Origin of the sequence: Streptomyces sp. T028 (assembly GCF_048159505.1) — a bacterium.
Lineage (GTDB): Bacteria > Actinomycetota > Actinomycetes > Streptomycetales > Streptomycetaceae > Streptomyces.
The window spans coordinates 179,794-197,680 of sequence record NZ_JBLRVZ010000006.1 but is presented as its reverse complement, the minus strand read 5'-3'; the positions used below and the strand labels follow the sequence as shown (position 1 = coordinate 197,680).

Below are 17,887 nucleotides of genomic sequence, written 5' to 3'. Positions count from 1 at the left end.
GTCGGGCCGGACGGCCGGGACGGGCTGGGGGTGGTCACGGATACCTCCTGAGGTCGGATCGCGGCAGGGACCGCTCCTCCAAGGCACCACCGGGTCGGCCCCGCGACCAGCGGACGGATCCGTCAGGGTGAACGGCGGGACGGCGGCCGGATGCCGAAAAGGTGAGGTGGGCGGGGTGCACGCCGGGGCATCATGGCGCTCACGTCACCCGGGCACACCGCCGGGCGCACATCAACGGGGGCACCAGTGACCGTCAGCAACATCCTTCTGTCCGGCGTCGTCGGCTCGACCGCCTACGGGCTCGCGCACGCGGGATCCGACGTGGACCGCCTCGGCATGTTCGCCGCCCCGACCGAGGACCTGCACGGCCTGCACACGCCGAAGGAGTCCCACGTCTCCACCGCGCCCGACCGCACTGTGCACGAGGCCGCCAAGTGGTGCCGGCTCGCGCTCGGCGGCAACCCGACCGTCATGGAACTCGTCTGGCTCCCCGACGAGTTGTACGAGGTCCGCACCCCCCTCGGCGACGAACTCATCGGCATCCGCACGACGTTGCTCGGCGCCCAGCGTGTCCGCGACGCCTACCTCGGCTACGCCACCCAGCAGTTCCGCAAACTGCAGAACCGCGGCGACGGCACGCACACCGAGCAGACCGCCAAGCGGATCGCCAAGCACGCCCGGCACCTCAAGCGGCTGTGCACCCAGGGCTACGAGCTGTACGCCGACGGCCGGTTGACGATCCGCGTCGACGACCCGGAGAGCTACCACCGCTTCGGCGAGCAGGTCGCCGCCGATCCCGAGGCCGCCCAGCCGCTGCTGCGCGACTTCGAGGAGAGGTTCGCGGGCACCCGCAGCGTGCTGCCCGACCAGCCCGACGAACGGCCGGCGGAGGCCTGGCTGCGCCGGGTCCGGCGGCACTTCTACACGGAGGCGACCACAGCGGCTCCGGCGTGAGGTAAATGCCGTGCGGGGCACGCCGGTTCGCTCCTACACTCACCGCAGGCCGAGCGCCGCCCACGACCGGGGCCGCGGCGCACCATGACGAACGAAGGGAGCCCGGCCATGCGAGACCGCACCGCCGCCGTCGCTCCCCGCGCACGCTACGAGGTGATCCTCGTGTCTTCGTCCGTCCGGTGTCCGCTGCGCGCCGGACACCGGATGCGCTGACGCCCGTCCGAGTACGCGACGCGCCGTCCGCTCCACCGAGCCGACGGCGCGTCCCTCACCAGGCATCGGCCCATCGCGCCGCCCGTTCCCCGAGAACACCCGAAAGGCCAAGGGCCGTGCGCAACAACCTCGACCGTCGTCACCTCTGCGCCGTGCGCAACCTGGGCATCCTCGCCCACGTCGACGCCGGCAAGACCACTGTCACCGAGCGGATCCTGTATGCCACCGGGAGCACGCACAAGCGCGGCGAGGTCCACGACGGCACGACCGTCACCGACTTCGACCCCCAGGAGCGCGACCGTGGCATCACCATCTTCGCCGCGGCCGTCAGCTGCGACTGGAACGGTCACCGCGTCAACCTGATCGACACCCCCGGACATGTCGACTTCGCCGACGAGGTGGAGCGCGCCCTGCGGGTGCTCGACGGGGCGGTGGCGGTGTTCGACGCCGTCGCCGGCGTGGAACCGCAGAGTGAGTCGGTGTGGCGCCAGGCCGACCGGCACGGCGTACCGAGGATCGCGTTCATCAACAAGATGGACCGTGCGGGCGCCGACCTCGACACCGCCGTGGCCTCCCTCCGCGCACGCCTCCATCCCGTCCCGCTCGTCGTCCACCTGCCCATCGGCACTGAGGACACCTTCACCGGAGTCGTGGACCTGCTCCGCCTGCGGTCACTGACCTGGGGCGACGGCAACGACACCGCTGTCGAGGGGGACGTACCGGAGGCACTGCGGGAGGAGGCGCTGCGCAGGCGCCGGCTCCTGGAGGAGACGGTGGCGGAGCGGCATCCGGCCGCGCTGGAGGAGTTCTGCGACCGGGAGACGCTCTCCGCGGCGACCCTCACCGCCGCCCTGCGGGACCTGACCCGCACGGGGGACGGTGTGGTCGTCCTGTGCGGGTCGGCATACCGCAACCGGGGGATCGAGCCGCTGCTGGACGCGGTCGTCGACTATCTGCCGTCGCCGCTGGACGTGCCGGCGGTATGCGGAATCCGGGATGGCGCCGACCGTAGGAAGGGTGCGGTCGACCGTATGCAGGATGGCCAGGATGGTCAGGATGGTGCTCATGCCGTCGACGGGCGACGCCCCGCCGATCCCGCCGCCCCGTTCGCCGCCCTCGCCTTCAAGGTCAGCGCCACGCCCACGGGCAGGCTCACCTACCTGCGGGTGTACTCGGGAACGGTCGAGAAGGGAGACTCGGTGTGGGAGTCCGGTACGGGGCGTGTCGAGCGGATCGGCCGGATCCTGCGCGTACAGGCCGACCGGCACGCGCAGGTGGACCGGGCGGTCGCGGGGGACATCGTGGCCGTCGTCGGGCTGAAGTCGGCCCGGCCCGGCTCGACCCTCTGCGCGCCCGCGGCCCCGCTGGTCCTGGAGCCGCCCGGTGTCGCCGACCCGGTCGTGTCGGTGGCGGTCGAGGCGTGCCGGAGCACCGACACCGACCGGCTGGCCTCGGCGCTCGCCCGGCTGGCGGAGGAGGATCCCTCGCTGGTCGTGCGGACCGATCCCGAGACCGGACAGACCGTGCTGTCGGGCATGGGTGAGCTGCACCTGGAGGTGGCGGTGGAGAAGATCCGCCGCACCCTCGGGCTGGACGTCAACGTCGGTCGTCCCAGGGTGACCTACCGGGAGACCGTGGGCGAAGGCGTGTCCGGCACGGTGTACCGGCACGTCAAACAGGACGGCGGTGCCGGGCAGTTCGCACATGTCGTGCTCGATGTGGAGGCGCTGGAGGAGGGGTTCGAGTTCCGGTCGGCGGTGGTCGGCGGGCGCGTGCCGCAGGAGTACGTGCGGGCCGTCGAGGCCGGCTGCCGGGACGCCCTCGCCGAGGGGCCCCTCGGCGGTCACCCGGTGACGGGGCTGCGGGTCACCCTGACCGACGGGGCGACCCATGTGAAGGACTCCTCCGACACGGCCTTCCGCACGGCCGGCCGGTTCGGACTCCGTCAGGCCCTGCGCGCCTGCGCCATGGTCCTGCTGGAGCCGGTCGTCGAGGTCACGGTCACCGTGCCCGAGGACGTCGTCGGCGGTGTCCTCGGTGACCTCGCCGCCCGGCGCGGCCGGGTCACCGACTCGGTGGTGCGCGGCGGCTCGGCGGTGGTCACCGCCACCGTCCCGCTGGCGGAACTGTTCGGCTACGCGACCCGACTGCGCAGCCGCACCCAGGGCCGCGGCACCTTCACGGCCCGCCCCACGGGTTACGCCCCGGCGCCCGCGGCGGCGGCGATGACGCCGTAATACCACCACAGCCCTCGGGGGCTCCCGCACCTGGAGCCCCCGAGGGCTGACCGCAGTTTCGTCCGCGGCGGCGCGTCGCCCGGCTCGGGAAGTCGTCCCGGAACTCCACCGGGGCTACGACCAGACGCTCACAGGGCGCACCCCGCCCAGAGTTCGGCGACGATGTGCTCCGCGTGTTCGGTACCGGTCGGTGACGGCTCGTACGATGCGTCATCGTGCGAGGACATGCTGCTTGCGGTCCGGGTGTCAGGCACTCGGGCTGGGCGCGTGTCAGTCCGGGAAGTCGAGGGCTTCCTGACCGGGCCCGGGGCTGCGCCGGGACAGTCGAGGCGCCTTCGGTTCCTTCGCCGCGTAGGCGGGCACGGGCAGGATGCCCTCGTCCCGGAGATCGTCGGTGGTGATGAGCGGTCCGCTGCTCACGGCGTCCAAGAGCCGGGCCTGTCGGGGTTCGAGGGCCAGGAGGAGCCCGAGCGCGTTGATGAGGTCGAGGAGGTCAACGGTCCACCGGGCGGGCCAGGTCGGGGGCAGGATGTCGTTCAACGGTGTCTGCCGCTCCACGTCCGGCCTGCGCTTGCGGAAGCCGAACCACTTGCGGACCACCTGCACCCCGCCGATCCGGTAGTCCCAGACTTCCGGCGCCACAGGGCGAATGGAGCCGGTGCCCACCGTGAGGGTGCGCGTGGGCGCGTCGTAGGAGATGTCCTCCGGAAGCCCGTCGTCCTCTCCGATCGCAACGACGCATTCCGGTCGCTCCTCCGGGGGCAGTCTCGGGGTCGATCCAGGCGGACTGTCGTGGTGGTGAGAGGCGAAGCGCCGGCCGTACGTGTGGATCCACACCGTGCGCCTCCCCACCTCCACCACCTCCGCCCACAGGGCCGGGTCGCGTGTCAGGGGGATGCGAGTGCCCCGCTCGGCGAGGTTCGCGGCGAAGCGGCGCGTGTAGCCGCCGTGTCCGGCTGTTCCCGCGATGTACGCGAAGAGGTCCTCGGCGGTGACCGTCACGCCGTATGTCTTGGTGAGAAGCCGCAACAGGCCGGGGGTCACGTTGGGTTCCGCCTGGTGGGGGTGGCGGTAGAGGGGGGCAACGCGGCCGCCTTCGGTGCCTTTGAAGTGGTGAACGTCGGGCAGAAGGGCGGTGAAGCTCACCGCGGGCCCCGGACGGCCTGATTCTGTGTGGAGTTCGGACAGGTAGATCTGACGCTGGTCGTTGTGGGCGAACCACAAGGCCGGCCGCGGCCGGTCGATCACTCTCCGGTCCGCGATGATGTACTGCCGGTCGAAGGTCATCCGTCCGTACGGGACGATGACCGGAACAGTTTCCTTCTCTGCGGCGAGGCTGCCCATCTCCCGCCCGCCGGGCAGGGGTGGTTCCGGCTTGTCCGGACGGCGGTCTCCGGTGCTTTTCATCAACGCCGCTTTGGCGTCTGCCGGAGCCTGGACGAGCCCGCGCCAGCGCCTTTCCAGAACGTCCCGGCTGGGTGAGACGGGCCAACTGCGGTTGTTGGTGTTGCCAGTGATCGTCCAGGGCAACAAGGCGTCCACTGGTGGCATGGCTGACCACTCGGCGTCGGACGTGACGTGAAAGCGAGCGGTCCACTGTGCAGGGCAGAGCTGCCAGGAGGTCCCGTCACTGTGGCCTTCGAGGCTGAGCCCATCCAGCCAATCGAACTTCCCCTCGCGCGTGCCCACGGGGACGTCGAGCCGCCAGACCCGCGCCGGGGTGCTCGCATCTGGGGCGCCGTGGCGAACGAAGACGGCGATGCATATCTCGCGCTTCACGTCCTGGAACACACGGGTGCGCGTGTCCGAGTAGGCGCCCTCGGGGGAGAGACCGATGACCCAGCCCTCGTCGGCCGCCTCGCGCAGGTAGTGGCGCATGCCGGCCGCGCCCTCACTGTCCAGGTATCCGGAGTTGGTGATGAGGGCGACGATCCCGCTGGGCGCTTTCGGTGTGCCTGAGGCCATCAGCTGGTCGAAGACCTTCCAGGTGGACCATGCCCAGAAGTAGACGTAGAGGTTGTCGTAGGTAGGGCGGATTACCGATGACCACCATGACTCTCTCGTCCGCCTTGATCTTGTTCGCATGCGGCGGTGGCGGGCGATCGCCTCGTACATGAACCCCAAGTGATGCTCGACGGCGGGATCGTCGAGTGTGTCGGCCACCAGGAGCCTCGGTGGGCGACGCGTGGCATCGGCGCCGTGGGACTGGAGGGGCCTGGTGCACACGGAGTTCGGCGACGGCGTACGGCCCGGTTTGTTTCTCCAACCCGACCAGCCGGCCCGAGAGTTCGCGGAGAAGCCCGGACTTGAGTTCTCTGCCGTACTTGAGTGACAGGGACTTGGCGACGTGGTCGATGATGTTGATGAGGAAGGTTCCGGTGCCCATGGCGGGGTCGACCACGGTCACGTCGTCGCTTCCGTACCCGTCCTCCTGGCCGAGCCGGTCACGCAGCACCTCGTCGGTGAACCCGACCATGAAGCGGACGATCTCACCGGGTATGTAGTACGTGCCCGTCCGTCGTCGCAGTTCCGGGTCGTAGGCGCCCAGAAAGCCCTCGTACAGATGGAGGTAGGCGTCTCCGGTCTCGTCCTTGAACATCTCGGGGTCGACGGCCGATATGACGTCGATCAACGGGTCGATGATGCCTTTCAGATCGTCGAGGGCGTCGTCGGTCATCACCGCCAGAGCCTTGCCCATCAAGGAATGCCGCTTGCCCAGTCGGATCGCGACCTCGGGGAGGGTGAGCCTGCCCAGGTCGATGTGCTCAAGACGGGCCAGCAGGACGGCGAACGTCAGTGTCTGGCTGTACTGGTCCGCGAACTCCTCCGGACGAGCGTCGGGGAAGAGCAGGTCCTTCCAGTTGCCGGCCAGGATCGAGAACGCCGCGTCGGCCTCTCCGTGCTCCTCGCGGGCGAGACGTTCGGTGACCTCGTCGCGTAACAGGGCGCAGATTCCCGCGATGCGCCTGACCAGTTCGTCAATGCTGCCGTGGACGATGGGCGCCGGCAGGAAGAAGTGCGTGAGGGCGCGCTCGAACCCGGTGTCCGCGACCACGAGTTGCCGACTGCCGGTTTCCAGGTCTCCGGCCAAAATCCCGGTCGGGCCGACCTGCACGCCGAGACGTTAGACCGCCCACTGGTATCCGTCGGTGTACAGCACGTTGTTGAGGGCTTTGATCTTCTCCCACTGCCTGCGGTCGTGGCTCTTCACCGACCACCGCTCCGGATCGGCCCCCGACCCCGGCTGCTTCAGTTCGACGTGCCCCAGGGTCCTGCCGCCGCTGGTGATGGCGAAGTCGGGCCGGATGCCGAGTTCCTTGACGCGACTCTGACCGTGGACGACGAGCGTGAGGCGCTGCCGCGACGCCATACCGCGCAGCAGTTGCTCCACCGGCGCGGTGAGGCTGTCCTCCCTGCTGCTGACCGCGCTTGCGGGGCCTTGCAGCTTGGCCCTGACCTCTTCGCCGAACCGGGCGACGAGGTCCGCGACCGATTCGGTGGTGCCCTGTCCCGTCCGTATATCCCCTCGTGGCATCGGCCCCCCAAGGCTGCGCGCACGCACGGTGATCAGACCCATACAGAATGCCCATGACATTCCAAGTGGCAAACGCCAGGAGATGAGGGGTGATGAGCGGCATGGAATGAAAACCCCGCGTACGGATATCTTTGGTGGGTGATGCGGGGATCTTGCCGGGAGACCTGTTGCCGCATCGGCGCCGCTAACCTGTCGGTATGTCAGAGCGTGTCATGCCCGGTCGCACGGACGGACTGATCACCCTGGGCGCCGCGGACGGTCTATGGGTCGATCTGACGGCCGACAGCGCTGTGCCGACGGCTTCGGGGGCATTCACGTGCCCGCCTGCCCATGCCCGGACCGGATACGTCCTGCTCGGCAGCCACGCGGTGGCGACGGTGAGGGCGAGCGGCGGTCAGTGGAGTGTCTCGGAGGCCGAGGTGCGCAGGGCGGCCGCGGAACTGAACGCGGTGAGGATGGATCGGCAGGACCTGGTCCGCATCGGTCCGTTTCGCGGGGCGCCGACGCAGGAGGGCGAAGAGGAAACGCCACTGCGTTGGCGCCGGCGCATCACACAGGAACTGCGGGAGCCGGGCGGCCCCGACGGGGCGGCACGACGTGACGTCGGCCGGCCGTACCATCTGGCCGGGATCGACTGGCGGCAGGTGCTCGTGGAGCAGACCCGCGACGGGACGCGGCGGACGTGGTGGCTGCCCCGCGCCGTGGTCAGGCTGCTGGACGCGGCCGAGCACACCGAAACGCAGTGGGTGCGAGCCGCGCGGACCCGCCAGGCAAGCGCGGCCGTCGCCGAGCCGTCCTCCCACCTCCGGCGGGCCCGGGACGCCCGTGGTCGGCAGACGACGAGCCCCGAGGGTCCCACCGCCTCACCGCGCCCGTACACCGCGGAGCTGGAAGGCCAGTTGTACTCGGTGCTCAGCAGGAAGCCCGGTATCTCCCGCAGGTTGGCCGGGTGGGCGTGCGCCGTCTGCCGTATCGCACCCGCCGCGGTCCTCGACCACTGCCACGAACACGGCTACGTCCGCGCCCCCGTCTGCCAGTCCTGCAACACACTGGAACGTCCCGACCACCTGTACAGCAACGACATCCGCGTGGCGAGCCGCTACACACGCCTCTTCCGCACCGACACCGACGACTGGCTCCGCCACTGGCACCGCTGCCCCGGCTGTCGCGCACGCACCACCCTGCCCCTGCCGCACCTCGCCGCATGGACGGCCCACATAGCCTGCCGATCGCTGCGCCCGACCCACCGAGTCCCCCGTGGGCGCACGCCCTGCGGTGTCCTGCGCGTGTCCTGGACGGGCAGTCAGAACGCGCCCCGTTCCTGTCTGCTCACGGTCGCCGTCGACAGCTGCCCCTCCGGTGAGCACCGTGTCCTGGCGCGAGTCCCCTACCGCGAAGCCGCCGAGCGGTTTCGCTTCTGGCTGGCCGAGACGGCCCCCGCCGTGGCCGCCGCGGCCGGCCCCGACCGCTTGGACGGCCTTCCTGCCCAGCCCCGGCCGGTCGTCGCGGACACCGGCGGCGAGGGCCTGGCACTGTTCTGAGTGGCAGAGGACCGACGACGGTCAGCCGTCGGCGATCGGTGGTTGGTGATCGGTGGGATTCCTCCGCGATCGGGGCCGTGACGCGACTGTCAGGCGCGGGCCTGGACGATGAGCGTGCCGATGTGCCCGGCTTCCGGGGCATCCACCACCGTCGCCTCAGCGGACGTGAAACCAGCCCGGAGCAGGTGTCGCTCCCACACCGCCGGCTTGTAGCTGTACCGATACGTGAACATGGCCTTCCCCGCGAACCCGCCCTTGTACATGCCCTGCGGTCCGTAGGCGCCCGGGATGGCCGGCGGCTGGGAGAACACGAAGACGCCGCCCGGGACGAGGTGCCTGTGGACGAGAGGAAAGAGGCGGGACGGGTCGGTAAACCAGGCCGCGCCGAAGACGGAGTAGACGGCGTCGTACCGCCCCTCATCGGCGGCGAGCCAGTCGAGGATCTCCCCCGGCTCGATTCGCACCCCGAGCGGCGCCCACTTCTCGCCCGCGAGCGCCACCATACGCGGCGACAGGTCGACCCCGGTGGCCTTGACGCCTTGTTGCGCGAGGTGGGCGAGGGCGCGGCCGGTGCCGCATCCGATCTCCAGCACGGTCTCCGGGCTGCCGAGGAGTTCGGGTCCGGGGCCGTGGCCGACGTACTGGGTCCAGCAGAACGACGGCTCGGCGTCGTCCTTGAAGGCGGACTCGGCGTAGGCGTCCCACAGTTCGGTCTCGGCGGCGATGTCGTGCGGTACGGGCACAGCTGTTCCTCTTGGTCGTCGGGATGCGGGGAGCCCCCGCCCTCGGGGAGCCGTGAGGACGGGGGCGACTGTAGCCGGGATCAGTGGCTGTCGGGGACCTTGTCGTCGCACGGTGAGCAGTCCGTGCCGTCGATGGCCCACAGCTCCTCGTCGATCGCCCAGCCCTGGGAGCGGAGGAAGTCGCCGGTGCGCAGGCACAGACCATCGCGGCGGCGCTCGATGAACGGGGCGTGGTGCTTGAACCGGCCGCCGTTGTAGAGGCGGCAGATGCCCCACCAGACGGGTGTGTCGAGGATGAGCTGGTGGACGCCGATGTCGACGAGCTTGCCGACGCCCAGATGGACGTCGGGGTTCTCGATGGAACCCATGACGTACATGACGGCGTTGCCGAGGATCCGTTCGGCCATGTCGCGGACCATGGTGTGGTCGCGCAGGAGCAGGGAGACCTCGCGGTCCCACAGGCTCATGCCGGAGTCGAACACGTTGACGGTCAACTCGGTGATGTGCGGAGCGACCGCGTCGAGGAGTTCTTTCGGGTCCCGCGTGAGCGTCCTGGCGGGCTGTTCGAGTGTGACGGTCATTGACCTGCCCTTCGGAGGTGGCGTTGCCGTGCTGTGTGGTGCAACCCGCCCCGGCTGCTCGACCTGTCCAGGGGTGGGGAGCCGCGGCGGGGAGTTCAGGTGGCCTGCCGCGAGGCCGCCGGGTTCATCGTCCGCCCCGACCGTAGGAGCTCCTTCATTGGCCGCGCCACGAAGTTGCACTGAATTACACGGTAGTTTGAGAGCGCTGTTCATGAACGACATGTGCTCTTGACCACGCGATGCGTGCGCATGATGGTGGTGTAAATCGCTGCAACCGACCAGCGCGGGAGACCAGCCACCATGAACATTCGGTTCGTCGGGATCGACCCCGAGACGGACGAGGACGGATGCCCCACAGTCTGGGTGGACACCAACACGGACGATCTGCTGATCCAGAGCTACCAGGCCGACGACGAGACGACCGCGACCTGCGACGCTTTGTCCCCGGCAAGGGCGCCGATCCCGCCCGGCGAGACCGTCATCAGGATCCCGGCACGTATGATCCCGATCATCAGGAAGGCGTGTGATGAGCTCGATCCCGGAGTTCGCTGAACTCCTCGCCGACGCCAGGCAGTCGGCCGCCCATCTGGAGATGAGGGACGCCTACTTCACCAACCCTCGCTTCGAAGCCTGGCAGGACGGCCGGTGCGTGGACTGGGACGACCGGGGTTCCTGGTGGCGTCCCTACCACCAGAACATCGCGGACGCTGTCGCCCGTGGCGTGCGCGTGCGGCGCGTCAGGATCGTGTCCGAGCCGGTCACCGCCTACATCGCGTGGGAGCACTACCAGACCCGCGCCAACGTGGAAGCCGGCGAGGAGGTGCGCTGGCTCCCCCGACACCGCGCGTGGGACCTGCTCGTCCCGGGCGCCGATCTGTGGATCTTCGACGGGCGGCTGATACGCATCCACCACTTCTCCGGCGACGGCGAATGGGTCAGCAAGGAACTCTGCGACGAACCCAGCACGGTCTCCCGGCACGCGGCCGCATACGAACGGATCTGGGAACGGGCCATCCCGCACGATCAGTACGAGGTCAAGTAGCCGTCCATGTCTACGTTCCCCACGTCCAGCGTGCAGGAAGCGCGCGCAGCTCTCGCGGCCCGGCTGCGGGAACTGCGCCTGGACGCGGGTATCACCGGCAAGGAACTCGCCCGTTTCGCGGGTTGGTCTGTCGCCAAGTCGTCGAGGATCGAGAACGCTGTCACGGCGCCGGCCGACGCCGACATCCGCGTCTGGTGTGCGGCCTGCGGCGCGCACGACCAGGCGGACGACCTCATCGCGGCCAACCGGCAAGCCGACTCCATGTACCTGCAGTGGAAGCGGCTACAGCGGACCGGCATGAAGCAGTTGGCGGAGACCTCGGCCAAACTGTACGAGCGCACCCGCCAGTTCCGCGTGTACGCCTCCCACGTCGTGCCCGGTTATCTGCAGACACCTGGCTACGCGACGGCGCTGATGCGCACGATCGCGGGCTTTCGCGGTACCCCCGACGATGTGGCCGACGCGGTCAAGGTCCGCATGCGCCGCGCGCGCGTCATCCACGAGGGAGACCACCGGTTCGCGACCCTGGTCGAGGAGAACGTCCTCCATCACCGGGTCGGCGATCAGGAAGTGATGGCCGGCCAGCTCGGCCACCTGCTGGCCGCGATGTCTCTGCCATCCATGTCTCTCGGCATCATCCCGGCCGCGACCGCACGGGAGGCGGTCATGTGGCCGCTGGAGCAGTTCACGGTGTTCGACGACTCGCGGATCCATGTGGAGTTGCTCGCCGCGAAGGTGACCGTCACGGCGCCGAGCGAACTCGACATGTACTTGCGGGCGTTCGCCCGGCTCACAGAACTGGCCGTGTACGGGGCTGATGCGCGCGCCCTGATCGTGAAGGCAATCGACGCCCTAAGCTGACCCTTGCCGTGGCGAAGCCTGTCGGTCACCCCTGCCCCCGTCGGTCACTCGTGCGCCGGATCTGTGTTCGCGCACCGGTGGGTGCGTGGTGACCTAGCGCTTCAGGGGTGCGGGGTGGTGGTGAACTGGGGACTTCTTGCGATCAATGGTGATCGTGGAAGGAGGGAGGACGGTCGTCGAGTTCCGCCCAGACCGTCTTCAGGGGAGGGGCGGAGAGGTCCATTCCCCAGCGGTCGGCGAGAGCGGTGACCAGGAGGAGCCCGCGACCCGACTCGGCGTCGGGGAGGGGCGGTACGTCTCCCGGCACGAGGGGGAACCGGTCCGGGCGGGCGTCGGTGACGGCGACGCGGAGGGTGCCGGCCGTGGGGTGGAGGGAGAGGGTGAGACGGAAGTCGCGTCCCGGGGCTCGACCGTGAAGGACCGCGTTGGACGCGAGTTCGGCGACGATCTGCTCGACGCGTTCGGTCACCCCGGGTGACACCTGCCAGACCTCAAGCTGCCGGGTGGTGAGGAGGCGGGCCAGCCGGGCCGCGCGTCGGGTGGCGGACAGCGGCTGGACGAACGTGAGTACGGTGGCGAGGCGTTGAGGCGCGGTGGCGTTCATGAGGCCATCGTGGTGGCTGTTCGAGGGGGGTCGAGGGCTGTCGGTTCCGTACGCTGCGTCAGCGTACGGGCACATTCTGTGGACAGTACGGTGGTCTGTCCGTCACCCTGGGTGCCGTCGGGGCGTGGGGGCCACGAGGAGTGCGCGAGACGGAGGTGGCCGCGGATGACCGACGGCGGCATGGGGAACGACGACGACCTGACGGGCGGCGAGGCGGACCGGGAGCCCGATCCCTCGGACAGCCTGCGGACGTGGGGTGCTGTGCAGCAGGCACTGCGTGAACACGCGGGATACAGCAGGACCGAGTTCGCGGACCTCGTCCGGTTCTCCAAACACACCGTGGAGTCGGTGGAGTTGGGGCGGCGGATGCCTGATGTGGCGTTCGTGGAGCGGGCGGACGAGGTGCTGGGCAACACGGGGGCGCTGCGGAAGGGCTCCAAGTACGTGACGCGGGGGCGCGGTGACGTGGGGCTGGCGGCCTGGTTCCGGCAGTGGGCTCGGCTGGAGCGGGAGGCGGTGAGTCTGTGTACGTATGAGTGCAGGCTGGTGCCGGGGTTGTTGCAGGCGGAGGCGTATGCGCGGGCGGTGTTCGAGGGGACCGTGCCGGTAGCGCCGGACGAGCAGTTGGAGAGCTTCATGGCCAAGCGGATGGAACGGCAGCGGATGCTGTTCGAGCGGCCGACGACGCCCTTCAGCTTCATCGTCGAGGAGCACGTGTTCCGGCGGCGGTTCGGGGACGCGGAGCAGATGCGGGACATGTTTGACCGGGTGTTGGAGCTGAGCGCGCCGCGCAATGTGACGTTGCAGGTCGTGCCGTTGGAGGCGGGGTTGCATGCGTGTCTGGATGGACCTGTTCGGCTGCTGGAGACCCCGAAGGGGCAGCGGCTGGGGTACTCGGAGGGGCAGCAGAATGGCCGTCTGATCTCCGACCCGAAAGAGGTGAGCCTTCTCTTCCAGCGCTATGACACACTGCGCTCGCAGGCCCTGAATGCCAAGGACTCGCGGGGTCTGTTGGAGCGACTCCGAGGAGAGCTATGAGCACGACGGAACTGGCGTGGTTCAAGTCCAGCTTCAGCGGTAGCCAGGGCGACGACTGTGTTGAGGTTGCCCTCACCGAACAGGCCGTCTGCGTCCGGGACTCCAAGGATGTGACGCGCCCTCACTTCGCCGTCGGGCGTGAGGAGTGGTCGCGGTTCGTGGGGTTCGCGGCGGGGCAGGACTGACAGAGGCTGGCCGTGGGGCGGGCGGTTGATGGCTCGCCCCACGGTGTGGGGGGTCGACGCTCACTCAGCTTTCCTCGTCACGTTCCTTTTCGTCCCCGCGCAGGCGGCGCGCTCGCTGGGCGATCTCGTTGGAGAGCCTGCCCGTGACCGAACTGGCCCGGTCGAGGGTCACGTTGCTGAGGCTTCTGGCGGCACCGACGCCCTTCGCTCCAGTCTCAAGCGCCTTGTCCTTCACCTCTGCCGCCGCTTCCCCCCATCGTCTCGCCTCCGACGACTGGCGACCGGACTCGATCCCGAGCCGCGCGTGGAAGTCATGGACGCCGGTCACCACATGGTTGCTCGACTGGACCACCACCGGGGATTTGGTCGGGTGCAGCAGCACCTTCGAGTTGGCCGCGTCGGCAGCCGATATCATCCGGGCCACCAGGCGCACGGTGCTCCGCGAGATGAGATCCAGCCGGTTCTGGCGCGAAGCCCGAAGCCCGAGGCGGTGCTGGTCCAGCTGATCCGGATGCGCGTCCAGCACCCGGTCGAGTTCGAGCACGGCGATCGCGTCCTGCAGTTGGAAGCAGCGAGCCAGAACAGCGAGCCACTCCCGAACCTTGGGCTCGACTTCCTTGACCTTCGTGGCGAGATCGCCGATCTTGGGATTGTTTTCCAACTTCTCTGCGAGAGCGTCGAGTTGACGCAATGCGTACGCCTGGGTCTCCGCGATCGTCGTCGGCGCGGCCTGTACCTTGGACCACGTGACCTCGGAGACTCGGCCCACCTGCTCTCGGATGGTCATGGTCTCCTCGATCACGAGGTCCATTCCGATCATGCGGGACAGCACAGCATCCTTCTGGGCGCGGAGCACATCGTTGACCTTCTCGTCGATCGTGGCGAGGTAGTCGGTGATCTCCTCCATGGTCTGCTGCATCGAGAGCTGTGCCATGAGCCCTGCGGCACCGGCCAGACGTGCGGGGTTGGTCAGGAACGAGCCGGCCCCCTTATCGATCTGAAGCCAATTCTTGATCGAGCCGGGTTTCCCTATCATCGCGTGGCTGATGCCTGGTGTCTTGGTGTCCATCAATCCGAACTTCTTGACGCGCTCCGCAGACTCCTTGGTCAGCTTGACCCAGCGACCGGAGTTGGCGGCAATGTCCGAACCCGCCTGCGTGACTGTGGCCCCGGTACCGAAGACGGACTTGAGTCGTTGCGCCCCGAGGTCCTTCGACGGCAGTCCCTCCGAGGCGAGGAAGCGTTCGACGTCCGTCGCATCCCCGATGACCGCCAGTCCATGGCCGTCACTGATCAGCTGGATCTCGTTGTCCAACGCCTGCTCCTGAAGAGCCCTGGGGCTCGGTGAGGTCGAGTCCGCCCGGCTGCGGGACGGAGTTGGCCCGATGGGGCCTGCCGGTCCGGAACGTCCGCGTGCATTTCGACGCGGACTCTCCGGATGTGGAAAAGGTTGTACAAAACCGTGAAGAAAATGTATCAGCACGGGTCGGGCGGGTTCGGCTGCTCCTGGCGTGTTACGCGGACGTTGACGGATAGTTGACCTCGCCTGCCCGGACGGCGGTCAGGTGTAGGTGTACGGCGTCGGCGACGTGGCCGTGGCTCCGGTGGAGGTCGTCGCGACCACGGTCACGGGGCCGGGGGTGGACGTCGGTGGTGTGACCGTCTGGACCTTGATGGCGGACATGACCTTGAACGAGAGGACCGGGACGCCGCCGAAGGTGACGCCGGTGACCTGGGACAGGAAGGTGCCGTTGAGGTTCACGATGCGGCTTCCGGTGCTCGGCCCGGAGGTGGGACTGATGCTGGTGATGGTGGGGCTGCCGATGTAGGTGTAGGAGAGGCTGTTGGGGACGCCTCCCGGGTTGACCAGGTAGTCGGGGACGGTGTGGGCGAGACCCGACGGCGGGACGGTCACGGTGAGCTGGGTGTCCGACAGAACGGTGGCGGGCGCGTTGAGGGTGCCGAACCGTACGGTCTTGACCCCGACGAACCGTTGCCCGGTGAGGGTGATGGTGTTTCCCCCGTTCATCGACCCGGAGGTGACCGAGATCTGGTTCACGACGGGCAGTCTGCGGTAGTAGTAGTGGCCGACGATCGCCGTTCCGCCGCTCGCGGTCACGGTGACGGGAACGGCTGATCGCATGGCGGAAGGCACGGTGACGGTCAGCGTGTTGTCGCTGACCACGGCGAAGCCCTTGGCCGGCCTTCTCTGAACCGGGGGCACGCGGACCCGGTTCCGCACACTGTCGTGGGTGTCGGTCAGCAGTCGCGGAGCTCCGCCGACTGGTTCAGGACCTGTGCCCGGGTCGAGGTGAACCGGGTGTATGTCCGCCCGTCCCGGGCCTCCGGTCGGAAGGCGGCCACGCGGTGGCAGTTCTGGAAGGCGAGGGCCACGCCGAAGTGGCGTTCCAGGCTGCCGCGGATCGCGTCGCTGGCGAGGGCGCGCAGCAGTTGGCCGCGCTCCCGCTCGGACGACGGCGGGGTCTGGTTGTCGGCGAACTCGGCGATACCCGCGTGGAGTTTGGTGGCGAGGGACTCGACGAGGTCGTAGGCGTACGGCAGGGAGGTGCGGACGGTGTCGACGAAGTCCGCCTCGCGGATGTCACCGGCTTCGGCCTCGGCGAGGAGCCTCGGGGAGACGTCGAGAGACATGGGTGTCCTGTTCTTTGTGGAGGGGAGAGGGGAGAGGGGAGGCAGGGAGGGGGTCAGGTCAGTGATGCCGGGCCCGGTACGAACTCCGGGTCCACCTGGGCCGCCAGGTCCTGGCCCGTCGCCGCGTCCGCCCAGGCGTGGGCGTTGCGCAGGTGGAAGTCGACGGCGTGGCGGTGGAGCGTCGGCCAGTCCTTGGGGCGGGCGTCGACCGTCTCGCGCAGGACGGTGAGGGCGTGACGGTTGGATGACTCCAACTCGCCCTGGGGGGTGCCGCGTTCGGCGGAGCGTACCCAGGGGGAGTGGGCCAGGTGGGTGAGGAGGTCGTCGCCCACCTGCTCCTTGAGGAACAGCAGATCGTCCTCACCGGTCACCTTGTTGCCGACCACGGCGAGCGGGATGCCGAACTCGGCGGCGTGGTCGCGGTACTGGCGGTAGACGGAGACGCCCCTGCGGGTGGGTTCGGCCACCAGGAACGTCATGTCGAAACGGGTGAACAGGCCGGAGGCGAAGGCGTCGGCGCCCGCGGTCATGTCGACGACGACGTACTCGCCGGGGCCGTCGACCAGATGCCCGAGGTAGAGCTCCACCGCGCCGAGCTTGGAGTGGTAGCAGGCCACTCCCAGATCGCTCTCGTCGAACTCGCCGGTGACCATCAGCGGGACGCCGCCCACCTGTTGGACGTGGCGTGTGTGCAACTCGTCGTCGCCGAGCAGGCGCAGCAGCCGTGATCCCCGGCCCGGAGGGGTGGTCTTGATCATCGCCTCGCGGGAGGCGATCCGCGGGTTGGTGCCGCGCAGGAGGTCCTTGATCTCGCCCAGGTGCGCGGCGAGCGGCGGGGCGGTGAACGGGCCGGCGTCGGGGGCGAGCGCCTCGGCCAGGTGCTGGTTGATGTCGCCGTCGACGGCGAGCACGGGTGCGCCGGACCGTGCCAGTTCGCGGGCGAACAGCGCAGAGAGGGTCGTCTTGCCGCTGCCGCCCTTGCCGACGAACGCGACGCGCATCTACCGACCCGCCGTTTTGAAAATGAATGTCATGTGGCTATGTTTAGGGCTCGGTCGTGATCACTGTCAAGTCGAGGGCGGGAGGGGCGTGGTGATCGTCGGTGAGCTCCTTAATGCATATGATCTGCAAGTGCACAGTTATTGCATCAAGACCGCAAGCCGTGACGACCTCGACGGTGCCCGTGCCGTCATGCTCGACACCGTCTACCGCGACTTCGGCAGCGGATACGTCCCCCGCTGGCACGGCGACATCATCGACCCGGCCGCCGCGTATCTGACGCCGCCCCGCCACACCTTGTTGGTGGCGCTGGGCGGTGCCGGCGGGGAGGTCGTTGGCACTGGCGCGCTGGACTCGCGCGGGCCCGTGCATCCGCCGAACCCGCGGCAGGTGGCCGAACGCTTTCCGTCGGGGGAGACCGCGCAGGTGCGTCGGGTGTACGTGCGCCCCGAGCACCGGCGGCGCGGTCTCGCCCGGCGGCTCGTCGCGGCACTCCTCGCCTTCGCCGCCGCCGACGGCGGATACCGCTCCGTCTATCTGCACACCGACCCCGCCGTCGAGGGGGCCGAGGCCTTCTGGCGGTCGCTGGGCGAGGTCGTGCACGACGAGCGCGAGGACCCCGACGGCGGCCAGCGGATCGTCCATTTCGAGCTCCCCCTGCCCTCCCTCAGTCACGCAGCCCCACGCTCTCTCACTCCTTAG

Annotated in this window: 19 protein-coding genes; 9 read left to right on the top strand and 10 right to left on the bottom strand. The window is 69.0% G+C overall.

The genetic code is table 11. From position 1 onward, the window contains the following. The first annotated feature begins 246 nt into the window (after nt 1-246). Both ACLZN2_RS06605 and fusA read left to right on the top strand, forming a co-directional pair. The gene (locus ACLZN2_RS06605; protein WP_416977420.1) at nt 247-954 is read left to right on the top strand and encodes a DNA polymerase beta superfamily protein; all 708 of its coding nucleotides are present in this window, start codon (nt 247-249) and stop codon (nt 952-954) included. Between the two features lie 329 nt (nt 955-1,283). Further along, on the top strand, nt 1,284-3,404 hold the full coding sequence (gene fusA / locus ACLZN2_RS06600) for an elongation factor G (RefSeq protein WP_416977419.1): 2,121 nt from the start codon (nt 1,284-1,286) through the stop codon (nt 3,402-3,404). A gap of 270 nt (nt 3,405-3,674) precedes the next feature. Here fusA and ACLZN2_RS06595 read toward each other — a convergent pair whose 3' ends face one another. From ACLZN2_RS06595 to ACLZN2_RS06585, 3 genes are read right to left on the bottom strand one after another with little or no spacing between them, the layout of a single operon-like run. After that, nucleotides 3,675-5,369: a type ISP restriction/modification enzyme gene (locus tag ACLZN2_RS06595; protein WP_416977418.1), complete on the bottom strand. Its 1,695-nt coding sequence runs from the start codon at nt 5,367-5,369 to the stop codon at nt 3,675-3,677. Beyond that, nucleotides 5,296-6,519 carry an N-6 DNA methylase gene (locus ACLZN2_RS06590; protein ID WP_416977417.1) on the bottom strand — a complete coding sequence of 408 codons (1,224 nt, stop codon included), beginning with the start codon at nt 6,517-6,519 and terminating at the stop codon, nt 5,296-5,298. The genes ACLZN2_RS06595 and ACLZN2_RS06590 overlap by 74 nt, the downstream gene beginning before the upstream one ends. Before the next feature lie 9 nt (nt 6,520-6,528). Continuing rightward, nucleotides 6,529-6,939 carry a hypothetical protein gene (locus ACLZN2_RS06585; RefSeq protein ID WP_416977416.1) on the bottom strand — a complete coding sequence of 137 codons (411 nt, stop codon included), beginning with the start codon at nt 6,937-6,939 and terminating at the stop codon, nt 6,529-6,531. A gap of 197 nt (nt 6,940-7,136) precedes the next feature. Between ACLZN2_RS06585 and ACLZN2_RS06580 the strand changes: the two genes are divergently transcribed. After that, nucleotides 7,137-8,480, top strand: a complete 1,344-nt coding sequence (locus tag ACLZN2_RS06580; protein WP_416977415.1) for an endonuclease domain-containing protein — start codon at nt 7,137-7,139, stop codon at nt 8,478-8,480. Nucleotides 8,481-8,569: 89 nt separating this feature from the next. Here the strand turns inward: ACLZN2_RS06580 and ACLZN2_RS06575 are convergent, their stop codons facing one another. Further along, entirely contained in the window at nt 8,570-9,223 is a 654-nt protein-coding gene (locus ACLZN2_RS06575; protein WP_416977414.1) for a class I SAM-dependent methyltransferase, read from the bottom strand. An 80-nt stretch (nt 9,224-9,303) separates the two neighbouring features. Beyond that, nucleotides 9,304-9,804 (bottom strand): hypothetical protein, encoded by a 501-nt coding sequence (locus ACLZN2_RS06570; RefSeq protein WP_416977413.1) that lies wholly within the window; start codon nt 9,802-9,804, stop codon nt 9,304-9,306. Nucleotides 9,805-10,104: 300 nt separating this feature from the next. Here ACLZN2_RS06570 and ACLZN2_RS06565 point away from each other — a divergent pair, with 300 nt between their 5' ends. From ACLZN2_RS06565 to ACLZN2_RS06555, 3 genes are read left to right on the top strand one after another with little or no spacing between them, the layout of a single operon-like run. After that, on the top strand, nt 10,105-10,356 hold the full coding sequence (locus tag ACLZN2_RS06565) for a hypothetical protein (RefSeq protein ID WP_416977412.1): 252 nt from the start codon (nt 10,105-10,107) through the stop codon (nt 10,354-10,356). Next, nucleotides 10,331-10,846 (top strand): DUF6879 family protein, encoded by a 516-nt coding sequence (locus tag ACLZN2_RS06560; protein WP_416977411.1) that lies wholly within the window; start codon nt 10,331-10,333, stop codon nt 10,844-10,846. The genes ACLZN2_RS06565 and ACLZN2_RS06560 overlap by 26 nt, the downstream gene beginning before the upstream one ends. 6 nt (nt 10,847-10,852) lie before the next feature. Continuing rightward, nucleotides 10,853-11,707, top strand: coding sequence for a DUF5753 domain-containing protein (locus ACLZN2_RS06555; RefSeq protein ID WP_416977410.1), 855 nt, complete (start codon nt 10,853-10,855; stop codon nt 11,705-11,707). 142 nt (nt 11,708-11,849) lie between these two features. Here ACLZN2_RS06555 and ACLZN2_RS06550 read toward each other — a convergent pair whose 3' ends face one another. Further along, complete coding sequence (locus ACLZN2_RS06550; RefSeq protein WP_416977409.1) at nt 11,850-12,311, bottom strand: ATP-binding protein; 462 nt, start codon at nt 12,309-12,311, stop codon at nt 11,850-11,852. Between the two features lie 165 nt (nt 12,312-12,476). Here ACLZN2_RS06550 and ACLZN2_RS06545 point away from each other — a divergent pair, with 165 nt between their 5' ends. Together ACLZN2_RS06545 and ACLZN2_RS06540 are read left to right on the top strand one after the other, a co-directional pair. Beyond that, a complete protein-coding gene (locus ACLZN2_RS06545; protein ID WP_416977408.1) occupies nt 12,477-13,349 on the top strand; it encodes a helix-turn-helix domain-containing protein in 873 nt (290 codons plus the stop codon). After that, nucleotides 13,346-13,534 carry a DUF397 domain-containing protein gene (locus tag ACLZN2_RS06540; RefSeq protein ID WP_416977407.1) on the top strand — a complete coding sequence of 63 codons (189 nt, stop codon included), beginning with the start codon at nt 13,346-13,348 and terminating at the stop codon, nt 13,532-13,534. The genes ACLZN2_RS06545 and ACLZN2_RS06540 overlap by 4 nt, the downstream gene beginning before the upstream one ends. A gap of 64 nt (nt 13,535-13,598) precedes the next feature. On the opposite strand, the gene ACLZN2_RS06535 is transcribed toward ACLZN2_RS06540, so the two are convergent. The 4 genes from ACLZN2_RS06535 to ACLZN2_RS06520 all read right to left on the bottom strand — a co-directional run bounded on the left by ACLZN2_RS06535 (nt 13,599) and on the right by ACLZN2_RS06520 (nt 17,187). Beyond that, complete coding sequence (locus ACLZN2_RS06535) at nt 13,599-14,849, bottom strand: hypothetical protein (protein WP_416977406.1); 1,251 nt, start codon at nt 14,847-14,849, stop codon at nt 13,599-13,601. Between the two features lie 246 nt (nt 14,850-15,095). Next, nucleotides 15,096-15,758, bottom strand: coding sequence for an IPT/TIG domain-containing protein (locus ACLZN2_RS06530; RefSeq protein ID WP_416977405.1), 663 nt, complete (start codon nt 15,756-15,758; stop codon nt 15,096-15,098). A 35-nt stretch (nt 15,759-15,793) separates the two neighbouring features. Continuing rightward, nucleotides 15,794-16,186, bottom strand: a complete 393-nt coding sequence (locus tag ACLZN2_RS06525) for an SCO5389 family protein (protein WP_416977404.1) — start codon at nt 16,184-16,186, stop codon at nt 15,794-15,796. 53 nt (nt 16,187-16,239) lie between these two features. Beyond that, nucleotides 16,240-17,187, bottom strand: a complete 948-nt coding sequence (locus tag ACLZN2_RS06520; RefSeq protein WP_416977403.1) for an ATP-binding protein — start codon at nt 17,185-17,187, stop codon at nt 16,240-16,242. 190 nt (nt 17,188-17,377) lie between these two features. Here ACLZN2_RS06520 and ACLZN2_RS06515 point away from each other — a divergent pair, with 190 nt between their 5' ends. After that, entirely contained in the window at nt 17,378-17,887 is a 510-nt protein-coding gene (locus ACLZN2_RS06515; protein WP_416977560.1) for a GNAT family N-acetyltransferase, read from the top strand.

Bases quoted from the DNA above. Each gene is read 5' to 3' on its own strand.
- ACLZN2_RS06560 (WP_416977411.1), top strand. From the start codon at position 10,331: ATGAGCTCGATCCCGGAGTTCGCTGAACTCCTCGCCGACGCCAGGCAG.
- ACLZN2_RS06550 (WP_416977409.1), bottom strand. From the start codon at position 12,311: ATGAACGCCACCGCGCCTCAACGCCTCGCCACCGTACTCACGTTCGTC.
- ACLZN2_RS06545 (WP_416977408.1), top strand. From the start codon at position 12,477: ATGACCGACGGCGGCATGGGGAACGACGACGACCTGACGGGCGGCGAG.
- ACLZN2_RS06595 (WP_416977418.1), bottom strand. From the start codon at position 5,369: ATGGCCTCAGGCACACCGAAAGCGCCCAGCGGGATCGTCGCCCTCATC.
- ACLZN2_RS06540 (WP_416977407.1), top strand. From the start codon at position 13,346: ATGAGCACGACGGAACTGGCGTGGTTCAAGTCCAGCTTCAGCGGTAGC.
- ACLZN2_RS06525 (WP_416977404.1), bottom strand. From the start codon at position 16,186: ATGTCTCTCGACGTCTCCCCGAGGCTCCTCGCCGAGGCCGAAGCCGGT.
- ACLZN2_RS06555 (WP_416977410.1), top strand. From the start codon at position 10,853: ATGTCTACGTTCCCCACGTCCAGCGTGCAGGAAGCGCGCGCAGCTCTC.
- ACLZN2_RS06520 (WP_416977403.1), bottom strand. From the start codon at position 17,187: ATGCGCGTCGCGTTCGTCGGCAAGGGCGGCAGCGGCAAGACGACCCTC.
- ACLZN2_RS06515 (WP_416977560.1), top strand. From the start codon at position 17,378: ATGCTCGACACCGTCTACCGCGACTTCGGCAGCGGATACGTCCCCCGC.
- ACLZN2_RS06580 (WP_416977415.1), top strand. From the start codon at position 7,137: ATGTCAGAGCGTGTCATGCCCGGTCGCACGGACGGACTGATCACCCTG.
- ACLZN2_RS06565 (WP_416977412.1), top strand. From the start codon at position 10,105: ATGAACATTCGGTTCGTCGGGATCGACCCCGAGACGGACGAGGACGGA.
- ACLZN2_RS06570 (WP_416977413.1), bottom strand. From the start codon at position 9,804: ATGACCGTCACACTCGAACAGCCCGCCAGGACGCTCACGCGGGACCCG.
- ACLZN2_RS06585 (WP_416977416.1), bottom strand. From the start codon at position 6,939: ATGCCACGAGGGGATATACGGACGGGACAGGGCACCACCGAATCGGTC.